Annotated in this window: 23 protein-coding genes and 1 pseudogene; 6 read left to right on the forward strand and 18 right to left on the reverse strand. The window is 56.8% G+C overall.

The window, feature by feature from the left end; genetic code table 11:
- Positions 1–358 precede the first annotated feature (358 nt).
- Together LJ360_RS02395 and LJ360_RS02400 are read left to right on the forward strand one after the other, a co-directional pair.
- Positions 359–604: a hypothetical protein gene (locus tag LJ360_RS02395; protein ID WP_136632012.1), complete on the forward strand. Its 246-nt coding sequence runs from the start codon at positions 359–361 to the stop codon at positions 602–604.
- On the forward strand, positions 582–3,062 hold the full coding sequence (locus LJ360_RS02400; protein WP_008173696.1) for a heavy metal translocating P-type ATPase: 2,481 nt from the start codon (positions 582–584) through the stop codon (positions 3,060–3,062). Before LJ360_RS02395 ends, LJ360_RS02400 begins: the two co-directional genes overlap by 23 nt.
- A gap of 247 nt (positions 3,063–3,309) precedes the next feature.
- Here the strand turns inward: LJ360_RS02400 and LJ360_RS02405 are convergent, their stop codons facing one another.
- From LJ360_RS02405 to LJ360_RS02415, 3 genes are all read right to left on the reverse strand, one after another.
- Positions 3,310–4,743: an alkaline phosphatase D family protein gene (locus LJ360_RS02405; protein WP_074211047.1), complete on the reverse strand. Its 1,434-nt coding sequence runs from the start codon at positions 4,741–4,743 to the stop codon at positions 3,310–3,312.
- 31 nt (positions 4,744–4,774) lie between these two features.
- Complete coding sequence (locus tag LJ360_RS02410; RefSeq protein WP_039882014.1) at positions 4,775–5,218, reverse strand: hypothetical protein; 444 nt, start codon at positions 5,216–5,218, stop codon at positions 4,775–4,777.
- A gap of 181 nt (positions 5,219–5,399) precedes the next feature.
- Positions 5,400–5,669 carry a zf-TFIIB domain-containing protein gene (locus LJ360_RS02415; RefSeq protein ID WP_172515652.1) on the reverse strand — a complete coding sequence of 90 codons (270 nt, stop codon included), beginning with the start codon at positions 5,667–5,669 and terminating at the stop codon, positions 5,400–5,402.
- 262 nt (positions 5,670–5,931) lie between these two features.
- Between LJ360_RS02415 and LJ360_RS02420 the strand changes: the two are divergent.
- Positions 5,932–7,256: pseudogene (locus LJ360_RS02420) on the forward strand (IS1182 family transposase).
- Positions 7,257–7,542: 286 nt separating this feature from the next.
- The gene (locus LJ360_RS02425; protein WP_011784498.1) at positions 7,543–8,844 is read left to right on the forward strand and encodes an IS1380-like element ISMaq3 family transposase; all 1,302 of its coding nucleotides are present in this window, start codon (positions 7,543–7,545) and stop codon (positions 8,842–8,844) included.
- Positions 8,845–8,956: 112 nt separating this feature from the next.
- Here the strand turns inward: LJ360_RS02425 and LJ360_RS02430 are convergent, their stop codons facing one another.
- From LJ360_RS02430 to LJ360_RS02455, 6 genes are all read right to left on the reverse strand, one after another.
- Positions 8,957–9,292, reverse strand: a complete 336-nt coding sequence (locus LJ360_RS02430) for a hypothetical protein (protein WP_264995144.1) — start codon at positions 9,290–9,292, stop codon at positions 8,957–8,959.
- Between the two features lie 910 nt (positions 9,293–10,202).
- Positions 10,203–10,802, reverse strand: coding sequence for a hypothetical protein (locus tag LJ360_RS02435; RefSeq protein WP_264995145.1), 600 nt, complete (start codon positions 10,800–10,802; stop codon positions 10,203–10,205).
- 526 nt (positions 10,803–11,328) lie between these two features.
- Entirely contained in the window at positions 11,329–12,582 is a 1,254-nt protein-coding gene (locus tag LJ360_RS02440; RefSeq protein ID WP_264994661.1) for an ISL3 family transposase, read from the reverse strand.
- A gap of 177 nt (positions 12,583–12,759) precedes the next feature.
- Positions 12,760–13,710, reverse strand: a complete 951-nt coding sequence (locus LJ360_RS02445; protein ID WP_264995146.1) for a class I adenylate-forming enzyme family protein — start codon at positions 13,708–13,710, stop codon at positions 12,760–12,762.
- Positions 13,710–14,282: a class I adenylate-forming enzyme family protein gene (locus LJ360_RS02450; RefSeq protein ID WP_264995147.1), complete on the reverse strand. Its 573-nt coding sequence runs from the start codon at positions 14,280–14,282 to the stop codon at positions 13,710–13,712. The genes LJ360_RS02445 and LJ360_RS02450 overlap by 1 nt, the downstream gene beginning before the upstream one ends.
- 15 nt (positions 14,283–14,297) lie before the next feature.
- Complete coding sequence (locus tag LJ360_RS02455; RefSeq protein WP_264995148.1) at positions 14,298–15,104, reverse strand: crotonase/enoyl-CoA hydratase family protein; 807 nt, start codon at positions 15,102–15,104, stop codon at positions 14,298–14,300.
- A gap of 39 nt (positions 15,105–15,143) precedes the next feature.
- On the opposite strand from LJ360_RS02455, the gene LJ360_RS02460 reads away from it, so the two are divergent.
- Positions 15,144–15,956 carry a PaaX family transcriptional regulator C-terminal domain-containing protein gene (locus tag LJ360_RS02460; protein ID WP_264995149.1) on the forward strand — a complete coding sequence of 271 codons (813 nt, stop codon included), beginning with the start codon at positions 15,144–15,146 and terminating at the stop codon, positions 15,954–15,956.
- A gap of 532 nt (positions 15,957–16,488) precedes the next feature.
- Here the strand turns inward: LJ360_RS02460 and LJ360_RS02465 are convergent.
- A complete protein-coding gene (locus tag LJ360_RS02465; RefSeq protein ID WP_320108781.1) occupies positions 16,489–17,136 on the reverse strand; it encodes an SOS response-associated peptidase family protein in 648 nt (215 codons plus the stop codon).
- Between the two features lie 201 nt (positions 17,137–17,337).
- Here LJ360_RS02465 and LJ360_RS19945 point away from each other — a divergent pair, with 201 nt between their 5' ends.
- Positions 17,338–17,643: a DUF1778 domain-containing protein gene (locus LJ360_RS19945; protein WP_413774390.1), complete on the forward strand. Its 306-nt coding sequence runs from the start codon at positions 17,338–17,340 to the stop codon at positions 17,641–17,643.
- A 40-nt stretch (positions 17,644–17,683) separates the two neighbouring features.
- Here the strand turns inward: LJ360_RS19945 and LJ360_RS02470 are convergent, their stop codons facing one another.
- The 8 genes from LJ360_RS02470 to LJ360_RS02505 all read right to left on the reverse strand — a co-directional run bounded on the left by LJ360_RS02470 (position 17,684) and on the right by LJ360_RS02505 (position 23,971).
- Positions 17,684–18,970, reverse strand: a complete 1,287-nt coding sequence (locus tag LJ360_RS02470) for a Y-family DNA polymerase (protein WP_264995151.1) — start codon at positions 18,968–18,970, stop codon at positions 17,684–17,686.
- On the reverse strand, positions 18,967–19,716 hold the full coding sequence (locus LJ360_RS02475) for a CLCA_X family protein (RefSeq protein WP_264995152.1): 750 nt from the start codon (positions 19,714–19,716) through the stop codon (positions 18,967–18,969). Before LJ360_RS02475 ends, LJ360_RS02470 begins: the two co-directional genes overlap by 4 nt.
- Positions 19,713–20,156, reverse strand: a complete 444-nt coding sequence (gene umuD / locus LJ360_RS02480) for a translesion error-prone DNA polymerase V autoproteolytic subunit (RefSeq protein ID WP_264995153.1) — start codon at positions 20,154–20,156, stop codon at positions 19,713–19,715. The genes LJ360_RS02475 and umuD overlap by 4 nt, the downstream gene beginning before the upstream one ends.
- Before the next feature lie 82 nt (positions 20,157–20,238).
- On the reverse strand, positions 20,239–20,631 hold the full coding sequence (locus LJ360_RS02485; RefSeq protein WP_264995154.1) for a DUF2384 domain-containing protein: 393 nt from the start codon (positions 20,629–20,631) through the stop codon (positions 20,239–20,241).
- A gap of 53 nt (positions 20,632–20,684) precedes the next feature.
- The gene (locus LJ360_RS02490; RefSeq protein WP_091855282.1) at positions 20,685–21,398 is read right to left on the reverse strand and encodes a hypothetical protein; all 714 of its coding nucleotides are present in this window, start codon (positions 21,396–21,398) and stop codon (positions 20,685–20,687) included.
- A 41-nt stretch (positions 21,399–21,439) separates the two neighbouring features.
- Positions 21,440–22,786 carry a type II toxin-antitoxin system HipA family toxin gene (locus LJ360_RS02495; protein ID WP_264995155.1) on the reverse strand — a complete coding sequence of 449 codons (1,347 nt, stop codon included), beginning with the start codon at positions 22,784–22,786 and terminating at the stop codon, positions 21,440–21,442.
- Positions 22,773–23,450: a metallophosphoesterase family protein gene (locus LJ360_RS02500; RefSeq protein WP_264995156.1), complete on the reverse strand. Its 678-nt coding sequence runs from the start codon at positions 23,448–23,450 to the stop codon at positions 22,773–22,775. Before LJ360_RS02500 ends, LJ360_RS02495 begins: the two co-directional genes overlap by 14 nt.
- A gap of 113 nt (positions 23,451–23,563) precedes the next feature.
- Complete coding sequence (locus LJ360_RS02505) at positions 23,564–23,971, reverse strand: hypothetical protein (RefSeq protein WP_264995157.1); 408 nt, start codon at positions 23,969–23,971, stop codon at positions 23,564–23,566.
- Between the last annotated feature and the right edge of the window lie 228 nt (positions 23,972–24,199).

Genomic DNA, 24,199 nt, shown 5'->3' on the forward strand with positions numbered 1-24,199 from the left:
TTGGATAGCGGCTTTTAGTGTGGGTTTTTGTGTAGGAACTTGAATTCTAACACTTTAAGCCGCTTCTTCCTTCCTCATGCTACCTTCTTCATGAGAAATCCGGGCTAGGGAACTGGATGCCCGTGAGGCCCAAGAACACATCACACAGGGATATCATGTAGAAAATCAGTAGAGGAGGCAATAACGCGTCAGCTCGCATTGCGCTTGCAATAAGCCCCATGTACTCCATGTCGATTGGTGTCGCGTATTGTCAACCTGACGCACACACCGGGCAGAAGCGACAAGCAGTGAATTCGGTGCAGAATATATCATCTACGCCTACTTGAACGGATAAAGACAAAAACACTGGAGAAAGAAGTTGGCTTGGAAATTTCAGTTGCAGCTTGCGAGCAAAACAATCGCCAGCACGGTGTTGGGCGGGCTGACCGGAATGGATCGGTTATGGCACCGCCGCGAAGCCAGCATGATAGCCTACGCGGCAGCAGCGTTGTGTGCCTGCGGCTTTGCGTTTGTCTCGCAGCATATTCCAGGTACCGATCCCAGTCGCGTTTTGGTTTCAACAAAAGATAGGATGTGCAACCATGGAAAAAACACTTCGCCTTGACCTCCCGCTCCTCCTTCCCGACACGCCGGATGCGCATGGGGCTTGTGCACAGCGGCTAGCCGAGAGCCTGGAAACTCGTGAAGGTGTCTCTATCGCCCACGTTCGCAATACAGAAAGCGGTGGGGGCATGGAGCTATGTATTCATTACGACCCCGCATTGCTTTCGCTTGAACGAGTCCGCGAAGTCGCCAAGGCGTTCGGGGCAGAGATTACCTCTCAGTTCGGGCACCTCGTGTGGCAGGTTGAAGGTATTCCGGATCAACGTCGGGCAAGAGCGGTCAGCGCACAGCTGCGCAGTCTCCCGGGGGTTGTAGAGGCCGAGGCCAATGCCAAGGGGCCGCTGCGGATTGAATTTGATCGAAGGCAAACTGATGAAAACACTCTGCGCAATGCCCTTCAGAACATGAGACTGTCGCTGGTACAAGACGAATCCAGACCGCATGAGCCGACTGGAGAAGCACACGATCATGAGCATGGCGGCATATTTGGTGCGCAAACGGAACTTATTTTTGTGGCCTTGTGCGGTGCGCTGTTGCTGATTGGCTGGCTTTTGCCGAAGTTCGTGGCGACGCCGCCATGGGCACCCCTGTTCGTCCTCGTGCCCGCCTATTTCTTCGGCGGCTACTACGCCCTGCGCGAGGCTATTGACAGTGTGCGCACTGGCCGGTTCGAGATTGATTTTCTGATGCTGGTGGCGGCGGCGGGCGCGGCAGCGCTTGGTGAATGGGCCGAGGGCGCATTGTTGCTGCTCCTCTTCAGTCTTGGCCATGCGCTGGAAGGCTATGCCATGGGTCGCGCCAAGCGGGCCATCGAAGCGCTTGGCGCCCTGGCGCCCAAAACCGCCACCGTGCGCCGGGATGCCAAGGTCGAAGAGATCGCCGTCGATGCTTTGCGGGTCGGTGACATCGTGCTGGTGAAGCCGAACGAGCGTCTGGCCGCGGACGGGTTCGTCATCAAGGGTGAAAGCAGCGTCAATCAAGCACCGATCACAGGCGAGAGCGTGCCGGTGGACAAATCACCCGTCGGGGATGCGACCGTTGCCGCGGAAAAACCCGACCTCGTGGATGCCGAAAACCGTGTCTTTGCCGGTACGATCAACGGCGGCAGTGCGTTGGAAATTCAAGTCACGCGCACATCGGCGGATTCGACCCTCGCCCGCGTCGTCAAGATGGTGAACGAGGCCGAAACCAACCAATCGCCCACCCAGCGCCTGACCGACCGGTTCGAACGCATCTTTGTACCGGCGGTTCTGGTTCTTGCCGTTGCGCTTTTGTTTGCGGGCTTCGTCGTCGACGAACCTTTCAGCGACACCTTCTATCGCGCCATGGCTGTACTGGTAGCGGCAAGCCCCTGTGCGCTTGCGATCGCGACGCCAAGCGCGGTTCTCAGCGGGGTCGCACGCGCCGCCCGTGGCGGTGTTCTGATCAAAGGCGGTGCCCCGCTCGAAAATCTGGGGCGGCTGACGGCCATCGCCTTCGACAAGACCGGCACACTGACAGAAGGCAAGCCGAAGCTCGTCGATGTGGTGACGGCCGATGACGTAGCGGAAGAGGAGCTTCTGCGGGTGGCGGTTGGGGTCGAGATGTTGAGCGACCATCCCCTCGCCGCTGCCGTTGTCAGGGGTGGACGCGAACGCCTGGGCGATACGCCTGCCGCCGAGTCATTGAACCTGCGCAGCATTACGGGCCGCGGGGTCGTGGCAGACGTCGAGGGCGAGACAACCTACATCGGTAAGGATGACCTGTTCGCGGAGATTGGCGGCCCTGCCATTCCTCCTTCTCTGAAGATCCAAATAGAAGCATTGGAAGCGAACGGCCGCACCACGATGGTTGTTCGCCAAGGCGACCGATATCTTGGCGTGATTGGGCTGATGGATACGCCGCGCGAAGCGGCACCGGCGGTGATAGAGACGCTGCGCACGATCGGCATTCGCCGGATGATCATGATCTCTGGCGACAATCAGCAGGTCGCGGACGCTGTCGCGCGGGCTGTCGGCCTTGACGAGGCACGCGGTGATCTGATGCCCGATGATAAGGTGGAGACGATCAAAAAACTGCGCGCAGAGGCTAAAGTAGCGATGGTTGGCGACGGCGTCAACGACGCTCCCGCGATGGCGAACGCCACAGTCGGCATTGCCATGGGCGCGGCGGGCTCGGATGTCGCGCTGGAAACCGCCGATGTGGCTCTGATGGCGGATAACCTGAACCATTTGCCCTTCGCCGTGGCGTTGAGCCGGTCGACGAGCTCAATCATTCGACAGAACCTGTGGTTCAGCCTGGGCGTTGTTGCCTTGCTGGTTCCCGCGACGATTCTCGGTCTTGGGATTGGACCTGCGGTGGCGGTTCACGAAGGGTCGACTATTGTCGTCGTGTTCAACGCACTGCGCTTGCTCGCATTTCGTTTTGCTCCACCTGTTACACCCGTGGGTAGGGTATCCAATGCGGAAATGTCGGTGTAATCAACCAGACAACAGGAAGCCGTTGCAGGAAGCTCCCAATGAAGTGGATCGAACAAACTCTCGGACCACTCTTCCTGGATGGGGATACAAGGCGTGTTCATTTGTTCGAGCTTCTGCTTGACGTGAATGACGGATTGAAAAAGGCAGGTAATAACACACAATTTACAGGTCATTGGTGCTGGATCATCGGCTGCGCAAACTCCGACGACCGCGCTAGCGGCCTTACATACATGTGTGAAGATTATTATCACAGAATAAGGGGCGGTGTTATCCCGCTCTCTTCCAGAGCCCAACGGGCGCGCCATATATCTGAACGCCGCTCAAGCACCAGATAGTTGCGTTCCGCAATATAGCGCGACTTCTGACCGGGGATACATGGGATTCGGATCGGACACGCCTTGAGCGGCGATTCACCAAATTGTGCAAGGGCCCCCAGAATTCGTGCCCACACCCTTGGCGGGGCGCGATGCGCAATGCCCGAGGCAACCAGCTGGTGTAACCAGCGACCGGCGCCGAGCTTCATCGTGGCACGCGTCGCCAGGTGGATTTCCCCCGAAAGCACCGTGACATCATGGCCGTTGGCAAGCGCCATGTCCCGGATCACCCGAAGCATATCGCACCATTCGTCACGGTGAGCGCGGCTTTGCCACTGATCGCGCAGATCGTCCTCGTATTTCTGCATTTTGGGGATGGCGACCATCAGAGCCTCAAGCACCGACAGGCGTGGACCCAGCAACGGCACGCTGGACATCAGGAACGTGTGACCCTGCACCGGGGTCGAGGCCTCAGCTCGAATCATCTTCCAGCCGCCGTCCCCCATTACCTCGTGGCGCGTACGCTCCGACCTCATATCAGGTGCAAGGAGGCGCAGACCGGCTGTGCGAACACTCCAGCCCAGATGCAGCCCGGCAGGATCGTGGAACCGTTCAGGCAGATCACCATCTACTGCGGCATGCTGAAAGGTCAAAAAACTCTCGCGGGCAACATCAAACAGGATTTGGCCGACCGGTGTGTCGGTCTTCGACCCCGGTAGCGATCCCCAGCCATCGCAAATATCGTGGTCGTCCCACTGCATGAGAGACGGCACGCGCGCGGCGATCCAGACAAATTCCGGCGCACGATAAAGCGCCACGTAGCGCTCCAGGAAGCGTTCGCGCAAATAATGGCGCAAATCGGCAAGATCGGCGCGCGAAGGATCCTTGGGGATATGTTCGGGCCAGTCCTCGCTCAGGGGGTGACCCTCGGTGACTTGGTCAGCATAGACCTGATCGCCACCGTGCAGCAGCAGGGAAAACGGCGCGTTCCGGTGATCTTCTGTCAGGCGTGCCCACATCGCATTGCGCTCGGACCCTTCGCGCTCCAGATCGCCGATTTGCTCGCCGTTGCAGGACACATAGGCGATCCGTATATCGCCTCGAAAATCACTTGCCAAGGAGTAACTTTGGCCGTTCCAGGCATAACAGGACGAGCGGTTTGCGGGCAGGTCGAAGCGTGCTCGCCAAACGGTCATATGATCGTATTCCGCGAGGATTTCCGCTGTATGTACGCCGTGGACCGTTTCGATTGGCTCCGGGCACTCGCCATTGTCCGCAATGAAAAGGACAGAGAGCCGTAACACATATTTCTCGACATGGTCGAGAAAGAGAAGCGGTCCGGTCATGACCGGAGGTTCGGATGTCATGCGCAAGGTGGTTCCGATCAGTCTTCGGGCACTACTGTCGCCGTTGTCCTCGTCGCAGGACAGCGGGTATTGCAATCAGCGCGATCAGCCCTGCAACCCAAACCAGCAGAACGACCGTCTTGACAAGAAAATGAATCGATCCACCCGCCCAGCCGAGCAGCCCCTCAATATTGGCCGCATCACGTAAAGCCGTGGCTTCCTCCCCAAGGCCAAACCACTTCGCAAGCCCCGCTCCGGTATCGGCCAGTGGCCCGGCTGCACCGGAGATCCAGGAGAGGACCGGATCGACCAGCCACCAAGCGCCGAGCGAAAGCGCAGACCATATGACCAGCCCGGCCACGATGACCGAGGTCGGAATATTCAGCACCGGCAGGGCTCTGCGTTCGCGATAGCCGGAATGGTCATCGCCCTCATAATACCCACCCATGTCGCGATACCGTCTGTGTTTGGGTCGCCGGAAAAGATGATGTCCCATGATTTGCTTCCTCTAAGGGTGACGTTCACCTCCGCCAACACAACGTATCGCATCCTTGACCACCAGATGACCGCGGTGCGCGTCAAGGCCCCAGGTCAAAGTCCAGACGTAAGGATCCTGCGCCGCGGTGACACCAGGCAGGCCCATGTCCACCCGAGTTGCGCCGCCTGAACAAACCTGTCTAATCAAAAATTTCCGACAACCAGGACTTGCGGCGATACCCATGTTTGCCATGGCCTCCATGCTTGCCGTAACCGCCGTGCTTGTCATAGCCTCGGGGTTCTGGCTCGCGACGTGGTGGCGGCGCCAGTTCTACGGCACTACGCTCGATGATCTTGTCCAGCTCCCCCCGGTCCAGCCACACGCCCCGGCATTTGGGGCAATAATCAATTTCCACACCTTGTCGATCGGCCATCGTCAGATCAACACTCTCGCATACTGGACATTTCATGAGCTTCTCCTTTAGGTCAATCATCAGGGAAATCATAGTAGCACCATACTCACACCCCTTCACACTTGGGGCAACTAATCAAAATATTCTCCAGCATGTTATCGGCACCAACCATGATTAATTGGTGTGCCCAGAAGCCCCCTGCCCCCATTGAGCAGGTGATCTATTATCTGTTGTGAATCAAGGGGCAGTCTAGGAGTCTGCGCGGCAGGAGCCACCTTCTGGCATAATACGTAAAAATTCTTCAGCACCGGAGAATCCGATGGGAACCACCTTCCGCCCCTATTCACCTGATCAGGAACTGCTTCTTCCCCCGAGCCTGAACGAGTGGCTGCCCGAAGGGCATCTGGCCTATTTCATCAGTGACGTGGTCGAGGAACTGGATCTGAGTGCCTTCTACGCCCGGTATGAAGGGAGCGGTCGGCGCAACTCGCCTTTCGATCCGCGGATGATGTTGAAGGTGTTGATCTATGCGTACGCGACCGGCGTGTTTTCATCACGAAAGATCGCCCGGAAGTTGGAAGAAGATGTCGCCCTTCGGGTCCTGGCGGCTGGCAATTTCCCCAGACACCGCACTATCTGCGATTTTCGCAAGCAACACCTGGCTGCGTTCAAGGCCGTATTTATTCAGGTGGTCCGGATCGCCCAGGAAGCGGAATTGGTTACTCTCGGTACGCTGGCGATTGATGGCACCAAGGTCCGGGCCAACGCCAGTAAGCACAAGGCCATGAGCTATGACCGCATGCGGGAGGAAGAAGCCCGTCTGTCAAAAGAGGTTGATGAGCTTTGTGGCCAGGCTCGCCGTGTGGATGAATCGGAAGACCAACAGTTTGGCCCGGATCAGCGGGGCGACGAGTTACCCGAAGAGCTTCAGCACCGTCAGGGGCGGCTGGACAAGATCCGGGCAGCGAAGGAGAAACTGGAAGCGGATCAAAAAACGCAAGATGAGGCCAAAGGCCGGCATCCAGACGATGATCGCCGCTCACCCAAGGGTGGCCGGAACTTCAAGAGAGATTATGGAGTTCCGGAGGACAAGGCTCAGAGTAACTTTACCGACCCCCAAAGCCGGATCATGAAAACGAATGATGGGTTCCAGCAATGCTATAACGGCCAACTGGCCGTGGATGGCGAGTTCCAGATCATCGTGGGCAACCGCCAGGGTAACAACCCCAGTGATAACGGCTGTCTGGTGCCGCTGCTGGGCGAGGTAAAAGAAACTCTGGGAAGTTACCCGGGCCAATGTCTGGCTGATGCGGGTTATCGCAAAGAGGAAGACTTGCAGGCATTGGAGACAAAAGGCATAGATGGCTACGTCTCGCTGCGCCGGGAAGGCAAAAAACCGGAGATATAAACGCGAGCCGGTACCCGGCGACGGCCCGCATGGAGGAGAAGCTTACCACGGCGGAGGGGCGAGCAGTCTACGCTCAGCGCAAGCACATGGTTGAGGCGGTGAATGGCTGGATCAAGAATGTCCTGGGCTTCCGGCAGTTCGGCTTGCGGGGCCTTCAGGCGGTGCAGGGTGAATGGGATCTTGTCTGTCTGTCGCTCAATCTCAGGCGCATGAGTTCACTGATGAGGCTGGCATAAGTCGCTGAGGCAGCCTTTGGCTCACGGTAGGTACAGCTGGGGCCCTGCGATGCCCCTTTAACCGGTTAACTGGCTGGATCGAAAGCGATGATGGAGCCGATCCGATATCGCGAACACTCCTTCCGGCCAGACAATGATCCGGTCTGGCGGAAACGAGGGCTCAAAACGTTTCTGCCGCGCAGACTCCTAGCCCGAATTTCTCATGAGGGGATAAAAGAAAGCGGCTGAAAGTGTTAAAATTTCAGGACCTTACACCATCAATCAACACCAACAACCGCTATCCAAAATGGTACCTCAAAAACTGACCTTCTCGCCACTTTCCCGCCGCCAGATTGAAACCGACTTCTCCGGAGGCCATATCACCTCCGATGCCGGCTTGCTGTTACTGCGCGAAGTCGACAAACAACACCGGTTAACCCAACGGCTGGCCGAGACTCTGACCGACCAGCGGGATCCCCGGATGATTCGTCATGAGCTCAAGTCCCTGGTCCGGCAACGGGTCTACGGTGTGGCCGGTGGCTACGAAGATCTGAATGATCATGAAGCGCTTCGCTTTGATCAGGCACTACAAACCGCCACGGGGAATGCCTCGACTCTGGCCGGCAAGTCCACGCTTTGTCGAATGGAGCAGGCGATGGATCGGCAAACCATTGTCAAAGCGCATGAGTTGCTCTGGCACCACTTTATCGAGCAGCATGAGAAGCCGCCCAAGGAAATCGTGCTGGATTTTGACGGCACCGATATTCCGGTGCACGGCGACCAGCCGGGTAAGTTCTTTAACCGGTATTACGACCATCACTGCTACTTCCCGCTTTACGTCTTCTGCGGTAGGCACTTGCTGGTGAGCTATCTGCGCACCAGCAATCGAGGTGATGCCCGGCACAGCTGGGCCATTCTGGCGCTGCTGGTGCGATTTATTCGCGAGTATTGGCCACAGACCCGGATCGTGTTCCGGGGCGACTCCCACTTCAGCAAGCCCCGACTGCTGGCCTGGTGCGATCGCAACCAGGTGGATTACATCGTAGGCATGGCCCGCAACCAGCGGCTGGAGGCGCTTGCCGCCCCAGCCATGGACAAAGTCCGGACCTACTACGAGGCTCATGGCCATAAGCTCGCCAGCACCTTCCGCTTCCGCTACAAAGCCCGAAGCTGGCATAAGCCACGCTGGGTGGTTGCGCGCCTGGAATATGGCCCTCAAGGCCCGAACCCCCGGTTCGTTATCAGCTCCCGCTACGATGACGGATTCAAGCTCTACTACGAACAGTATTGCGCACGGGGTGATATGGAGAACCGGATCAAGGATCAACAACTGGATCTGTTTGCCGGTCGCACCTCCAGCACACACTGGTGGACCAACCAGTGGCGGCTGATCTTATCCGGCTTCGCCTACACCCTGTTCGAGCGTTTGCGGGTGCATCTGAAAAACACGCCCTTCGAACGTATGAGTGCCGGCACCTTGCGCTTGAAGCTGATCAAGGTTGGCGCAGTCATCATCCGCAACACCCGCCGAATACGGGTGTTGATGAGTGATAGCTATCCACACAAGAACGATCTCTCAGCACTGGTTCAGCGCTTGGTGCCCCAGTAGATAATCGGGCTCCCCCGGCCCGATACCAATGGGGGAAAGGGGGAGTTGTGCCTGAATGCCGGAAACTGGCTAAATAATCGCCAACTTCGACCATGACCACTCGGATCTGGCACTACCAGGCTTGGTCTGCGAAGGTTGTTGGAGCACTATGAGAAATCCGGGCTAGCTCCTTTAACCCTCCATGTTGTGGGTAGATTGTCATCAGCCCTCCATCCCTGGCGGCTTTAGCGTCAATCGTTACATATTCACGCATTCGTCCATCTCGGCAAATTGTTAACAGCTTTTCTGCCTGAGGTAGCTCGTAGCCAAACTGTTTAAATCTCGGTAGGATTTGTAGCAGGGCGGTTTCGACCAACTCCAGTTCTGCCCAATCACCCCTCGGCAGAACCAACCGGGCGAACTGTTCCTCGCGTGACAGCTCTCCAAATCCGTCAAATGCTCTACTCATCGGACGTTGCCTCCGACATAACGGATGTTGCGTATTCACGCGGCGGCAGTTGTCGCCGCCGATTCAAACCTAGCCATTGCTCAATAGTTGAACGGTTCGCGAAATTCGGGGATAGCTCCTGCAAAAGCCCGGGATCGGCGAGCGTTATCAGCTGTAACAGAGATTGACTCGCATATCGCAGATCCAGTCCATGCGCGATGGTAGACAGGCAATGGGTGGCTGTAACAATATCGGAGGCTGGAACCGATTTGTGAGCCGTCGTCACTAACGCCGGTACCCTCGTATCCGCAGGTAGGCGCTGGCATAGCTCTACCGTACGAAGGTTCGCCAGCACATGGAACCGGCGTGCGCCACGTTGTTGTCGACGCAGCAGAGGTGGATGCAGGTGTGCAATCCATTGCAACGCGAGAGGTGTCAATGCCGCACTGTCTCTCAGAGCCGGTACCGCACTCGCTATTAACGATATTGTCTCCCGGCCTAATGAGGGAGCCGGCTCGATCTGATCGACACGTACATACATCAAGGAAGGTGTTGTTACGAGGATCTCTTCTAGTGCCAACATGGGACTGCTCTACTCCGATTGACCATTGCCCCACTATTGTTTCACAGAAAATAGGCGGAAAATCGGCCTGACCCCTATTGTTGCCATTTACCAAAAACACCCCTAGAACCATGTTTTAGTTAGGAAAATATAAGATTTCCATTTTTAACACTTTTTCTGCCCAGCACCAGCCCAGTGTTCTATGTCTCGGGCCGTTCTGCCGATCCAGCGATCCGCGCTTTTGGGTAGCAAGCTCATGATTTATGAGCATTCCGGTCGCGGGATAGGCGAACATCAAGGGCGACCCAGTCCAATGTATATAGGCCGAACACTGAACTGGGCAACCCAATTAGATGGGTACTAATAAGACTAGTATTCCATTTTTCTTGCCATTTCCCATGTTTCCTTTATAAAAACAAAAGCGTCATATGGATGCATACAAGGAGTTGTTGCAACTGAAGTTCTGATTGCCAAATCTCGAAGATTTAAATCTGTGTATTTTCTAAATATATCAAGATCTGATTCGCTCATTTCAGCGAATGTTCTCGAAAACACCTCGAATGGCTCATACGGATCACTATACTTCAGCTTCAATCCTGTTATCGACCCGACCAACTCATTAATTGCATTCAGGGCCGTAATATCAAATTGTGCCGGTTCATCAATTCCCACGCTTTTATAACCGGCCTGAATCTTTGGCAGAAAGGTTTGTATATTATTTTCTAAGATCGAAAGCTCGGAATCCATCACGTATCTTCCGAGAGGGAAAGACATTGAGTGCCTATTAAAATCCAGCCAATCACAGTCTTTCGACTGACCATATTCTAGAAGATAAATGCCTGACACTTGGCCGCCGGAATTCTCTGAACTAAAGAACACTTTCAAATATAATAGGCTACCTGAAGGAGCTATGTATGCGGGCTCATTACCAGAAGAATCAATTAGTGCCATATCGTATTTTACTTCCATAAATATCACCTTAATAACCATTCATAAAAAGCGCCCTGTCTGTGGAGTGACTGTCGGCAAGCATCCTGACACAAGCGCTTAGATCATGATTACACGAAATTACCCCCTCAAAACGCCGTTTTCCCTATTGAGTATGACCAGCAAAAAGGTTGCAGACATCACCTAAAGTCACGCGGCGGATTCTTCGATTCAAGGTACTGTTTCGGTTTGTCGGCAGCTTGGCTGGGAGACGACCATGGGATCGACCTAATGGATCAACTACCTGGCGTAGGAGGAGGAAGTCGCAGATACCGTCGCCCAACGTCTTCTAACTGAACATTAACTGCAGGAACGGTGTCGGGGATGTGGGCGGCGGCCAACCTACCCGGACAGCCTGCGTGGCCGCGATAGTTTGCGCGCAGAATGCAAAATTGAAAATCTCTGAGGGCGGGCCGCACTTCTTGAAAGAGTCAGATTTGAATGGGGTGAATACCGCCGCTGCCGGTTTCATCAATAAATCGGGCTCTCTTCCGTTTTGTGTGGAACATTAGCTTGCAACCATTCTCTGTAATGGCGTCTGGAACGGGTTTGCTGGCAGATGCTTGAGCTTGCCGGCAATCAGAAAGCAGATGGCAATGAAGTGGCTCGCCGTGCCGTAGCCGCGCGCACGGGCCTTGGCCGCCTGGATCAGGCTGTTCATGGCTTCGACATAACCATTGCTCAAGCCGCTTTCAAAGCCCTGTAGGACTCCGGCCCAGTGTCGCTTGATGGTGGCAGCTAGTTGTTTCATCGGTTCCAACCGACAGCGTCTGGCCCAGGAGTGCCATCGCTTCAGTAACCCTTCCGCTTGTTCACGACCAGGCTTGGCCTGGAAGATGTCACGCAAGGCCTCTTTGATGCGCCAGGCACGAGCGGTCTTCAGGTTGGAGCGGGTCAGGTCGTAGACGGCCTCATCCTGCTTTTTGCTCCAGCGGGCCATGTCCGTGAGCCAGGCCCATTTGGTTCGCTTCAGGCGGGCGTCGTGGCGTACTTCAGACTTGCGCACGGCATCCACAGCCTGATTTGCCAGCTGAATGATATGGAACCGGTCAAAGGTGATTTCGGCGTTGGGCAGGTGCTGCCCCAGGCCGCTGATGTAGGCTTTAGACATATCGATGCTGGCGTGCCGGATCTGATCAGCCTTGCCCTGATGGCTTGCAAGATCCTCAGAGAATCCTTTCAGAGTCTGGGCGTCACGACCGGGCGTTGCAAAGATGAGTCGGCGCTCGGCCAGGTCATGCACCAGCGTGATGTAGTGATGGCCACGCCGACAGGCGGTCTCATCGACCCCGATGGTGGTCACGGTGCTGTAGTCTTCACGAGCTTGTGCCTGGGTGACATGGTGGTCCAGTACCCGCCAAAGGGCCCTGTCATCAGTCCTCAGCTGCCTTGCCGTGGTCGATACCGGCATGGCCTTGGCCAACGTGAGCGCAAAGGCTTCGAATAGCAGGGTGAAACGGCTGCCCGGGCGAGCCCAGGGTACTTCCACCTGAGTGGTCTTCTTGCAGCCGCCGCAGCGCACCCGGGGCACCTCGGCATGGACATAGGCGGCAAACTGGAAGAAGTCCAAATGCCGCCAGGTTCGCGGTTTCCGGTCGTGAATAGGCTGATCAGATCGCCCACAACCAGGACACGGTAATTGCTTCGCCTCACAGGAGACCCGGAAATCGATACGCTGGGCCTTTGGGTCAAAATCGATGTCATCGACAGCCCATGGTGACGTCAGACCCAAGGCTTGTGTGAACAAGAGTTCCGGATTCATAGAGATGTTCGCTGGAGGTCAGAAGATATCAGGGAGTATGGCTCAAAAAGGCGTTAGCTGGCGACCGATTCCACACGGAATGGAAGAGAGCCATAAATCGAACCGAGCGTGGACACGCCCGGGCCATCTATCACCCGGGCCCTCGTGGCCACTAGTTTCTCCTGACCAGGGATTCGGCTAGCTCGCCAACATATCCCGCAATGCCTTGCGGTTCAGCTTTCCAACCGCCGTCTTCGGCACACTGTCGACGAAGACCACCTTCCTTGGTTTCTTGTAGGAGGCCAGGCGACCGCTGACAAAGTCGATGAGCTCTGCCTCGGAAACTTCCTCACCAGGCTTGAGCGCAATAGCTGCGGTCACCGCCTCGACCCATTTTTCATCTTTGGTGCCAACGACGGAACACTCGGCTACCGCAGGATGCTCCATAAGGACATCCTCGACCTCCCGTGGGTAGACGTTGTAGCCGCCGGTGATGATCATATCGGAGGTGCGGTCTTTCATATGCAAGAAGCCGCGTTCGTCCATAATCGCCACGTCCCGCGTACGGAGCCAGCCGTCGTCAGTGAACATTTCAGCGTTCAGCTGGTCGGCGTTGTAGTACCCCTTCATCATAGAGGGGGCCTTTACGGCAATTTCGCCGGGCTCACCGTGCGGCACATCGTTTCCAGCGTCATCAATCAGGCGCAGCTCAACATCTACACAGGGCTTACCACATGAACCAAGCAGATCGCCCTCATGATCCTCCGGCCGGAGAACGGTAATGGTCAGCGGACACTCGGTTTGGCCATAGTATTGCCAGAAACGCTCTCTGCCCCAAAGCGCCATCGCCTTTTCAATGACCGGTCTCGGCATCGGAGAGGCTCCGTAAATGACCTGCTTCAACGAGGAAACATCGGTTTTCTCGAAACCCGGGTGCCCTAGCAGCATCTGGAGCATGGTCGGAACCACATTAATGGCCGTAATCCGTTCGCGGGCAATGAGCTCCAGGAAGGCGGTTGGATCAAACGCCTTCATGATGACGGTCTTTGCACCCCGTAGCCAGAAAGGCAGGACGAACACCCCACTGGCATGAATGAGTGACGCCGCATGGAGCATGGCGTCCTCGTGTTCCACGTTGATCAAGTTCATCAGGACGTTTTGCATACGCCAGCATAGGAGGCCTGAGTATGCTGAGCTGCCTTCAAGGTTCCGGTCGTACCGGACGTGAACAGGGTAAGGATGACATCGTCATCATTGACTGTGATATCGGGTGCCGATGTAGGCTGGGAGCGCGCGCTAGCCATCAGGTCATCGCCACCGTCGATTTGGCTATCCAGCCCGTGACACTTCAGGCCCGGTAACGCCTGCTTGAGCGCCTCTGCATGATCGGCCAGATCAGCACCGAAAACGATACGCCGGGCGCCGGTTTCTTTGAGCATGCGAGCGTGTTCCTGAACGGAAAGCCGAGCATTCAAAGGCACCCGGTTCAAGCCTGCTTTCACGCAGGCAAAATCCAGCGGAACGCTGTAGGGGCCGTTATTGAGCAACAGGGCAACACGGTCACCCTGATTGGCGCCTTCCGCATAGAGTGCGTGCGCCAGCTGACTACTAAGCTGGTCCACGTCTTTGAATGTGAAGGTCTGGTCTTCATAAACGATCGCCGTCCGGTCCGGATAGTGCTTTGCGCCACGGTTTATCAGATCAAGGTAAGTTGTTGTCATTGTCGTACTCCTTTCTCAGTTATCGAATTGGCCGTGTCGACCGGCCCCTTTGGTAAATCGGTCCGCGCCTTCAATGGCCTCTTCATAGACGATGGGATAGCCATGCTTGCCCTCATTTTTTAGCGCATCTGGCAGGGAGAGGTCCCATTGCCGGTAGGTCGAGGCCCGATCGGCATTCATACATTGCTGGGGAAACCGGGCAATATCGGCGGCGAGTTCTTCAGCGGCACTGCGTGCTGTCCCATCCGGTACCACCCGATTAGCAAGCCCGATTTGCAACGCCTCCTGCGCATCGACCGGCCTTCCCGTGAGGATCATGTCCAGGGCTCGCGACTGGCCCACAACCCGCGGCAGGCGCACGGTACCGCCGTCGACCAGCGGCACGCCCCAGCGACGGCAGAAAACCCCGAAGACAGCGGATTCCTCCACGACACGCAGATCGCAAAACAATGAGAGTTCAAGGCCCCCGGCGACGGCGTACCCCGAAACCGCCGCGATTACCGGCTTGCTCAACATCATGCGTGTTGGCCCCATGGGACCGTCTCCCTCGCCCTCCGGATCTACCACATTCCTCGTCTGCGGATCGGCCATGGCGCTCAGGTCAGCACCGGCGCAAAACGTGCCGTTTGCCCCCCAAAGGACGGCAACGCGAAGTTGATCGTTGCCTTCAAACTGCTCGAAGGCTTCCAGCAACGCCGCTGCCGTTTGTCGGTCAACGGCGTTTCTTTTTTCAGGCCGATCCAGGATGATCGTGCAAACCTGACCGTTTTCTTCTATTCGTACTGGGGAATTGTCCACGTAGCCCTCGCCGTTTGTTACCATTCATGTCCAAATAGACATTATCGAGTAATATTACACGTAATGACCATAAAAGATAACCGCAGTAATGAAAACCCCGAGTTGACCGGTAATGACCTGGTCCTGGATCTGTTGGCAACCCACCCGGCACACGAGCTGTCCGCCTCATCGCTCTGTCAGGCTGGTGAACTGGTGGGACTCACAGAACAAACCGTCCGGGTGGCTCTGACGCGGTTGGTCAAAGAAGGCAAGGTGACCAACCCGGCTCGGGGTGTTTATGCCTGGAACCCGGCTGGTAACAGTCTTATCCTGGACGTTGAAAACTGGATCGCGAAAGAGCGTCGCAGCTCGCCCTGGCACGGTGGCTGGGTGGGTGTCCTGGATAGTGGGGTACCACGTCGGAACAAGACACAGTGGCGGGCTCACGAACGATCAATGAAGCTTCGAGGATTCGAGCGACTGTTTGAAGGGCTGAGTGTTCGTCCGGATAACCTGGTTGGTGGCGTCAAGGTCCTGCGCAAGGACCTGAAGGGGCTTGGCCTGGCTGCTGAAGCGCATGTATTTGAGATTCAGGGTTTCTCAGAGGACGATGAGCAGGCAGCAAGGTCACTTTGGGATAAACAAACTTTGCTCCGGGACTACAAGCGATTGGTTGATCAGGTATCTGATCAGCTGGGGAGACTGAAAACCTTGTCACCAGAGACGGCTGCAGCGGAATCTCTGGTCTTCGGCCGATCCGTCATTCGTCAGATTATTCGGGACCCTCTGCTACCCGAGGAGCTTGTTCCCAGCAAGCAACGGCTCAGGTTGATCAGCCTGATGCAGGAGTATCAGACGGTGGCGATCAAAATCTGGTTGAAGGTATTGGGCGTGTAACTACAGGTGCCTCACTGGCAGCGCACCAGGGGGGGGCGAGAAAAAGCTCGTTTAAATACCACCGCTAGATAGACTGGGCTGGTTCCGGGTTCCTTAAAGGGCAGCCGATTTTATGCGTTGCACCATCTGGATCAATTCGCTGGTACGTGGGTCTTTCAGCAGAAATGAACGAATAGACTCTCCGTCCAGCCCCCAAAGGTCGACAGGTTTCTGAAACCATTCCACAGCCATAGATTCTTGGCCGGTTGGAGTCAGGTTAACCAGCCCTTTATGGAGCCCCAACAGCAACCCAATCCTTTCCAAGACTTCAGACGGTAGAGGCACAAGTTCAGCGGACGCTACCTGATCCTTCCAGCTAAGTAACCTATTGGTAGGTACGCCCAGCAAGCAAGCCAACTCCGAGTCAGTGAGGTCCCACCGTTCTCTACGATCCAGCAGCCAGCGAAGGCCGGCGTCACCATGTTGGTCAGTGAGGTGTGGTTGTTCTTCCCCAATCATTGAAAAGCTCCATTCTCTGAGTCTTTATCAATACCTAATCTGCCGCAAGAACTTCGGCTTCCGCAACAGGCGCCAGGTCCTTCGTACTCCTGACCGGCTCACACACCAGTGGCGCCGGTATATGCGTTTTCATCAAATGGGCAAAGGCGTCCGTGTGATGAAAATCCGGATCCAGCCACAGATCAAAATCCCTCGGCCTCAGCATCAAAGGAATGCTCTGCGGATGGATGTGACTGAACCGTGGGTGAGGCGGTAGCGTGATCACAGTGAAGGAGCTTACCTGTTCCTCCCCAAAGTGCCAGGATTGCCATAACCCGGCCAGAGCTGTGGCTTCCCGCTCTGGGTGTATATTATAGACCTGCTTCCCCTGCCACTCGTGGAACGCGCTGACGGGGACAATGCAGCGGTGGGAGGGATAGGCCTTCTTCCAGAGCGGACTGGAAGCGAGCCGGTCACTGCGTGCGTTGAAGGTGTGAAATTTCGGGTTTGGCCGGTAGCCATGCCCCTCCGGACGGGGCTCGATCAGCAATGACCAGATACCGGGTTCCAGATAACGGTCACCACCCGCCTCCATCACGAATTCGCCGATACCGCCAGGTGGCACATTCAGCTGAGGGCGCGGCGCGATACCTGGCAGACCAAGTTGCCCCATTAGCTCCTGGACCTCAGGTGAATCAGTCACATTGTAGCGCCCACACATGACAAGCCTCCCAAACGCTATGTACCAAACGATCCTACGCCTGACAGGTATGAAAAGGCCATCCGCCGCCGGCAGAAGCTGCTAGAATCGTCGTTATAGAGTCGTCGTGTCTGCCGCCATGCCTTTCATTCGACCAACATCTGCGCGACAGACTTCGCGTAATCCCCAAGCGATGGTTTCATCATGACTACCAATCAGACCAGACTCACTCGTGTGACCGCCCGTGTCGACCCTAAGACGCACCAGCGCATTGCGCGTGCAGCGGAGTTATCCGGACGGAGTATGAACCAATTTCTGGTCGATGCAGCCACTAGAATGGCCAAGAAAATCGTAGAGGAAGCCACGACGATCAGGGTTACGAATGAAGCGGCCGATCGTATGATGGAGGTACTCGGCAATCCTACTCCGCCTAATGAACCGTTGCGTGAGGCAGCAAGTCGGCATGCGGACCGAAAACGTCGTTTTCAACAGCCTCAAAAATCGAGGTAATTGCTTCCCGCTTTGCTGGTACGACTGTGATCCAGCCATTTCAGTGCACGACGGGCAACTGCCGCCAATTTGTGGTGTAGGCCGGTGAGAGATGTGAACGTCGCATTGCATAGGCATTGTTACCTGCCTGCCTTGCGGTGGTCAGGGCACCCCGGGATCGTCGATTGATCTGATCCATCAAAGCCATAAGCCTTTCGGAGCGGGTACCACCCCCAGTCTCAGCAGGCTCGGCTTCAAACAGATCCGCTTGTCGTACCGACGTCGTTACCAGTTCGCTGACAAGAACGCCCGCTTTGGCGTACTGGTATCCTTGACGGTAGATGGATCTCAATAGCTCCAACGCCTTATCCACTATGACCCGCGAATCCTGGCTCGGGATGATGAGCCTGGTCGTGACACTCTCGGAATACTGAGGTACCTCAGGCCTGAATGGATTAGTCCGAATAAACACCATGATCTCGCCAGCGAACTGGTCGCCGCGCCTGAGCTTCTCGCCTACCCGGGTGGCAAAATGCGCGAGAGCTTCTTCCAGGTCCTTCAGTTGTGTCAGTGGCTGACCGAAGGATCGGGAGCACATGATCTGTTTTTTCGGTTGAGGCGCCTCTTCCCAGGGTAAACAGGGAATGCCGTTCAACTCGCGGGCTGTTCGCTCCAGTACCACAGAGAACTGGTTTCGCAATGTGGCAGGGTCTGCCTCGGCCAGTTGCAACGCTGTGGTAATCCCCAGGCTTTCCAGACGAGCCGTTATCCGGCGCCCGACACCCCACACCTCACCGACTGGGACTCTGTCCATGAGGCGCCTTTGCCTGATTGCATCGGTCAGGTCCACAACCCCTCCGGTCGCGGCGTACTTCTTGGCGGCGTGGTTCGCCAGTTTGGCCAGGGTTCGGGTCGGCGCAATCCCGACACAGACAGGCAGCCCGACGTTCTGGTAGACGGTGTCTTTAACTTGCCGCCCAAACTCTTCAACGGGAACTACCCGGTTGATTCCGGTGAGATCCAGGAAGGCCTCGTCGATTGAGTACACATCCACCCGGGGCGCCAGCGCTTCCAATGTGGTCATTACCCGTCGGCTCATATCGCCGTAGAGCGTGTAGTTGGAGGAAAAGACCTCAATGCCGTAGCGACGAATCTCGGCTTTGATGTGGTGTATCGGCACGCCCATCTTGATACCAAGCGCCTTGGCTTCCTTCGAGCGGGCGACCACGCAGCCGTCGTTATTGGATAAGACCACGACCGGCGTGTACCGTAGATCCGGACGAAACAGCTTCTCGCAGGAGGCATAGAAATTATTGCAGTCCACCAACGCAAATACCGATGGCTTCATCCGGCTTTGGCCTGCTGACGATAGAGCGCCTCGCCCAGCGCCTGGAAATACGCATCAAAGGCTGCATTAATTCGCTGGCGCTGAGCGCCCTGGGGATACAGTCCCGACCGGGCTTCATCCGAATGAACGGTGCCGTTGACCAGAAATCGGTTGTGCGGCTCGCGATCTTCCACAAAGGCTTCGAACGCCCGAGCGCAGATTTCCTCCGGCCGGGCGTAGTAGAGCACCTTTAACTTCTTGTCCGCTTGTCGGGACGTCTGGAACAGCTCGCTCGGTTGAGTCCACTCTTCGTTCAGCAAAATGGCTTGGAAACACTCACCCAGAAGATCGTTCAATGGATGCGGTTTGCGCTGAACGCTGTCCAGCCAGGCACTCGATGCAAACGCGGTGCTCAGGGACGACCGAAAAGCCTTGGCCCCCATATAGTGATCGAAGGCATGGAACCATTCGTGGGCCAGGCTGCCGGCACCGGCATTCTTGGCCAGGGCCAGTTGACGGGTGGCTGGGATGTAGTGAGCCGCCACGCCAGGACGACCGCCAACGCCATATTGGAGACCGAGGGTGCCACGTAGGGAGATGAGCGATTCCGGGCCGTTCACTACCGTCATCAGATCGCATAGGGCCTGGTAGAAGCGAACGGCGGCCCGATCTCTCTCCGGCTCTGTTACCCAACGGCCCACTTCGATACTGCGGAATTCAAATCGACGCCGGACGGTGACGAAGGACACAGGCTGGCTGCTTGTCATGACTTACCGCCACGACGCAGCGAGCGGACCACGTTGGTTACCACGCCAAAGACCTCCAGCACGTCGTCCTCCCCCAGAACAATCGGCGCGAAGGCGGGGTTACGGGGCAATAACCGGACGGGCGGCGGAGTCAGGTGCAGTTGCTTGACGGTCATTTCCGAACGGAGACTGGCGATGATGATGTCCCCATGCCCCGCCCGCAGGGAGCGGTCAACCACGAGTACGTCGTCCGGGAAGATCCCCGCCTCAATCATCGACTCGCCCTGGACGCGAACAAAGAACGTCGCTGCCGGATGCTCAATGCACAGCTCGTTCAGGTCCAGGGTTTTCTCGATGTAGTCTTCCGCCGGCGATGGAAATCCAGCGGAGATGCGCTCCAGGAAAAGCGGAATCGAGAGCGCGGATAGGGAATGGTAATCACCTAGCAGGATGCAGGACATGCTGGCACCGAATACTGTTTATTTATACAGTATTCTCTACAGGGGCGCCCTCCGGGTCAACTCGAATCTTGGCAACGACCTCCTATGTCATCGCTTTCCAATCAAAGTACCGGCGGGTCAGTCTCGGCCCCTCCTGCGGGTCAGCCAACATAAAAGCCAGTGGCGACAGCCCGCGAAACGGCTCATCCGTGGTGGGCTTACGGATCCGCTCGGCAGCTCGATCGTCGCTCGGGTAAAGCGTATCGAGTGCGCGGGCGATGCCCATCAGATAACTGATTCGCTCAAGCACCTGCCCGGACATTTCAGCCGATTTGTCGGCGGTGAGCTCGTCGAACTCTGCTTGGCTCAGTCCCAGCAACTGTTTCTGCTCGGCCTCCGTGCAGCCCCATTGCACCATAATGTGCCGAAACCCTTTCAGGGCGACTGCCGCTTTATCGACGGGTACAGCTGGGCTTGGGCCTTCTGTGCATTGCATGTGAGTACTTCACCTTCAATTGATAGGGATGGCATCTCGGCCAGGTCGCTGACTCAGGCCCGCGCCCCGGATTTTTCCATGAACTCGCTGATCTCCCGCTCCAGGCGTGCATGCACATCCAGCAGATCATCTCGGTCAACAGGCCGTTCTTTATTAAGACGGTTGCGGGATTTCTGGCGCTCAAGCTCAGCACGCTGTTCCGCATAAACATGGTGCAGCACGCCCACGCCAAGGCTGGCACGTTCTTCCTCGTTCATGTGCTTGCGCAGCCGCTTGAACTGCTCCGGCGTGGGCGGAGTCTGGCGTTTTGCCTCAATGTCCTTCTGGCGGATACCGAAAGCTTCGCCCCACAGATCGACGGCGCGGTCCCAGGCTATTGAGAGGGTCTGGTTCTCGGTAATGGCAATGCGCATGGGATTGCCCGGTGCGTTCACCTGGAAGTAACACTGTTCCGTCTGGTTTCCGCCGATGGTCCCAATGCCCAGGGTAATACCCTGAAACCCCACTCCCCGAAACGGTTTGACCCGCGGGTGCTCGGTACGAATGAAGTCCAGGTATTTGATGGCCGCCGCCCGCATGGCCCAACGGGCTTCGTAGTACTCGGCACGGGTTTTCTGATAGCGGTGCCAGAGCGTTTCGGGCACGGCGTCACTGGGACGACGCAGGCTGAAGTACTTCTGATAGCGCTTGCCACGAATCAGTGCGGCTACACGCCAACCGTAGAATCCGGACGAGAGCTCGCCCTTGTCGTAGAACTGAATCGCCATGGGTGGCTGAATCATCCTTTTGTGGTGAGGTGACAATGCATCTACAGACCAATGGGTACACCGATCGGCAAGACCCTGGGATGTCGGGTCACAGATTCCGGCAGCGCCTGCCAGGCATCGGTGCGTTGTAGTTCAGTGAGGGCCGCACTACGGGATTGCAACCCGGCCCAGACTCGATCCGGTGAATGTGCGAAGCGTTGAATGACGCTCTGCCAGTCCGGGTTTCCACCCTTTTGCCAGTCTCTGGGCCAGGTGGTGCTCCAAGCAATGCCATCTTCGTCCATCACCATGGGTGACACATCATAGATGGGCGTCAGCTCCAGGCCGTGGAACGTTCGATGGAACGATGTATTGCGCCCGTGGTTGTCGCTGTTACCGAGTAACCGGTTGATGTGATCCCGGATAAGGTATTCGACCAGCATTCCATCCGGATCACTGGCCAGTGGAAGAATGACTTCCAGCGCATCGATGTGGCTCAGCCGGGCACCGTTACCAATCTTGCCCATTACATTATACAGGGACTCCACCGGATAACGCTCCCCGCTCGGTCCGCGGTCGAAACGACGGACCCAAAGGGCATCGGGTTGCCAGCGTACTTCCGGCACATCAAAACCTAATGAACCGAGGGCATTCAGGTACAGGTATTCAGCACGGAGAATGTCGATTCGATTCCGGCTTACCGGCTCACGGGGCCACTTCACCAGCCAGTAATCGGTAATTACACAGCCGTCCGGTTCGTTGCCGTCCAGGTAGAACTGACCATCATCGGCTCGATTGATCAGCAGTTTGGGGTTTTCACCGCCGGCACCCAGACCCGCCCATATCGGATGGATATCACAGAGGCCGGCGACCTCGTTGAACGGTTCGTATGGCCAATGCCAGTCGCCGGCACACTCGATATCCAGGGGAATGGATGGAAAGCTGCCACAGCTGATGCCTGGCCCCTTGATCCGGAAATTGCCAATGGGAGAGCGAGCGCCTTCGTTTAACAGGCGCACATCGTGCTGCGGGCCATCCTGGATCCTCCCTTCTTGCCACCGCGGCGTCTCCAACCGTTCGAGCAAGCGCCGACGGGCCCAGCCGCTGGGGACCAAATCCCTCAGCAGGGCCGCAATGGGTTCCCCCTCGTAGGTCTCAAGCACCTCGCCTGGTACCTGAGGGCTGGCCCACAGCACGAACTGCAGACTGATGACCGGTACGAAATCGTCTTCCTGAAAATCTTCCAGTTCAAGTGTGACCCCGGGAAGTGCAACACAGGTGCAGCCATCCTGGCGTTGATAATCGAGGCGCATTGGGCTGAGCAAGCCGGACTCCGGCCGGTCAATAATAATCCCCGCCAATGTATCCCAACCTGCCGGGCCCCAGCGCTCAAGTTCAACAACAGACATGGTCATCTCCTCTCAATAAAACCACAACGCGACCATCCACGTTCAGGGCCTGGCCTTGGCCCAGCGAGATCAGCCACGGCCAGTCCCAGTGGGTGTGTCCAAAGACCGTCAGCCCGGTATACCCTGTCGCCAATGAGAGCGTTACACCGGGGTCGCCACGGCGGTGACGTTCGGCGTCCTCCGGCCCCTGGTGCAGCAGGATGATGTGCGGCCGCCGGGCGGTGACCGACTCCATGACTTCCAGAAACGCCTCCTCATCCCGCCGCTGGTGACGTCTGGGGTTCCCGATGATTCCGCTGACGCCGCCGATGCGTAGGCCGGCCGTGTTGCTGACCTGACCATCGAGGATTTGAACATGCCTTGGCAAGGTCTTCGGATCGGCCAGTTCATCGTGGTTGCCGTGCACGGCGAGGACCTGTGGCGCCAGCTGAGCGAATGCCTCGTAGACGTCATCCACCGGGCCCGTCCCACCGCGTTTGTGGCAGTCCGGGTAGTCGTACAGATCGCCACACAGAAACGCCGCTTGCGGCTGCGGAATCGTTCCTTTCGCTACCAATGCCATCAGCGCTTCTGCTACAGGCACCCCCATCAGCCGGTTAGCGCCGCCGTCTTCACGGCCCTGCAGGTCGGAGGTAAAAATCAGCGCGTCTAGGCCATCGGGCAACCCAGTGGCCCAGGCCCTATGAAACGGCAAACGATTGCGCAGCGGTTTCCCTGATGGGCCACTCGTGCGATGAGGCAGTTCATGGAAAGGGGCCTGTTCAACACGGACGATGCTCACCATTCTCCGTTCACCTGATCGGCCAGCCAGCGGGCAACCCGCTCACAGATCTCATCGTTCTCCTCGAGTCCGACCAGGCGGCAGTCGCGAAACGCGAGCGCATCGTCGATCTGCTTTTCGATGGGATCTCCCGGGCGCGCCACGACATACCCCATCAGTTGGGCGCCGGGCTTACCCTGCTCGATGGCCTGTTGACGTTCCCGCACCCATTGCTCCGCGGCTTCACGGTCAGCAAACCGCGGTGGCCGACGAATAAAGAACCGCGTGGGGATTTCGAACCAGCGACCATCGCGGGAGTAGGCCACAATCTCGCCGGACATCTCTGGCAGATAGGCGATTTCGCTTTGAAGCGCTTCCAGAGCACCACGAAAATCCGCAAACGGTTCAGGAAACCGACCTCTCATATCAAATGCTCGATAAGCAAAGATGCTCGCCAGCGGGCCCGTACTGAGTTCATCCGCGTGGGCCCCATCAGCATCCAAATTTTCCAGGATTTTGTTTTCACTAATTTTTTTAACCACTTCATGCCCTCCACCCTCTGGTCACTACCCTCATTCATTAATACACATTGTAGTAGCGAGCTACCATTGAGGATTTGCATCTAGTTACGAAACAGATTACCGTAAAAAAAT

Origin of the sequence: Marinobacter sp. AN1 (assembly GCF_026013985.1) — a bacterium.
Taxonomy (GTDB): Bacteria; Pseudomonadota; Gammaproteobacteria; order Pseudomonadales; family Oleiphilaceae; genus Marinobacter; species Marinobacter segnicrescens.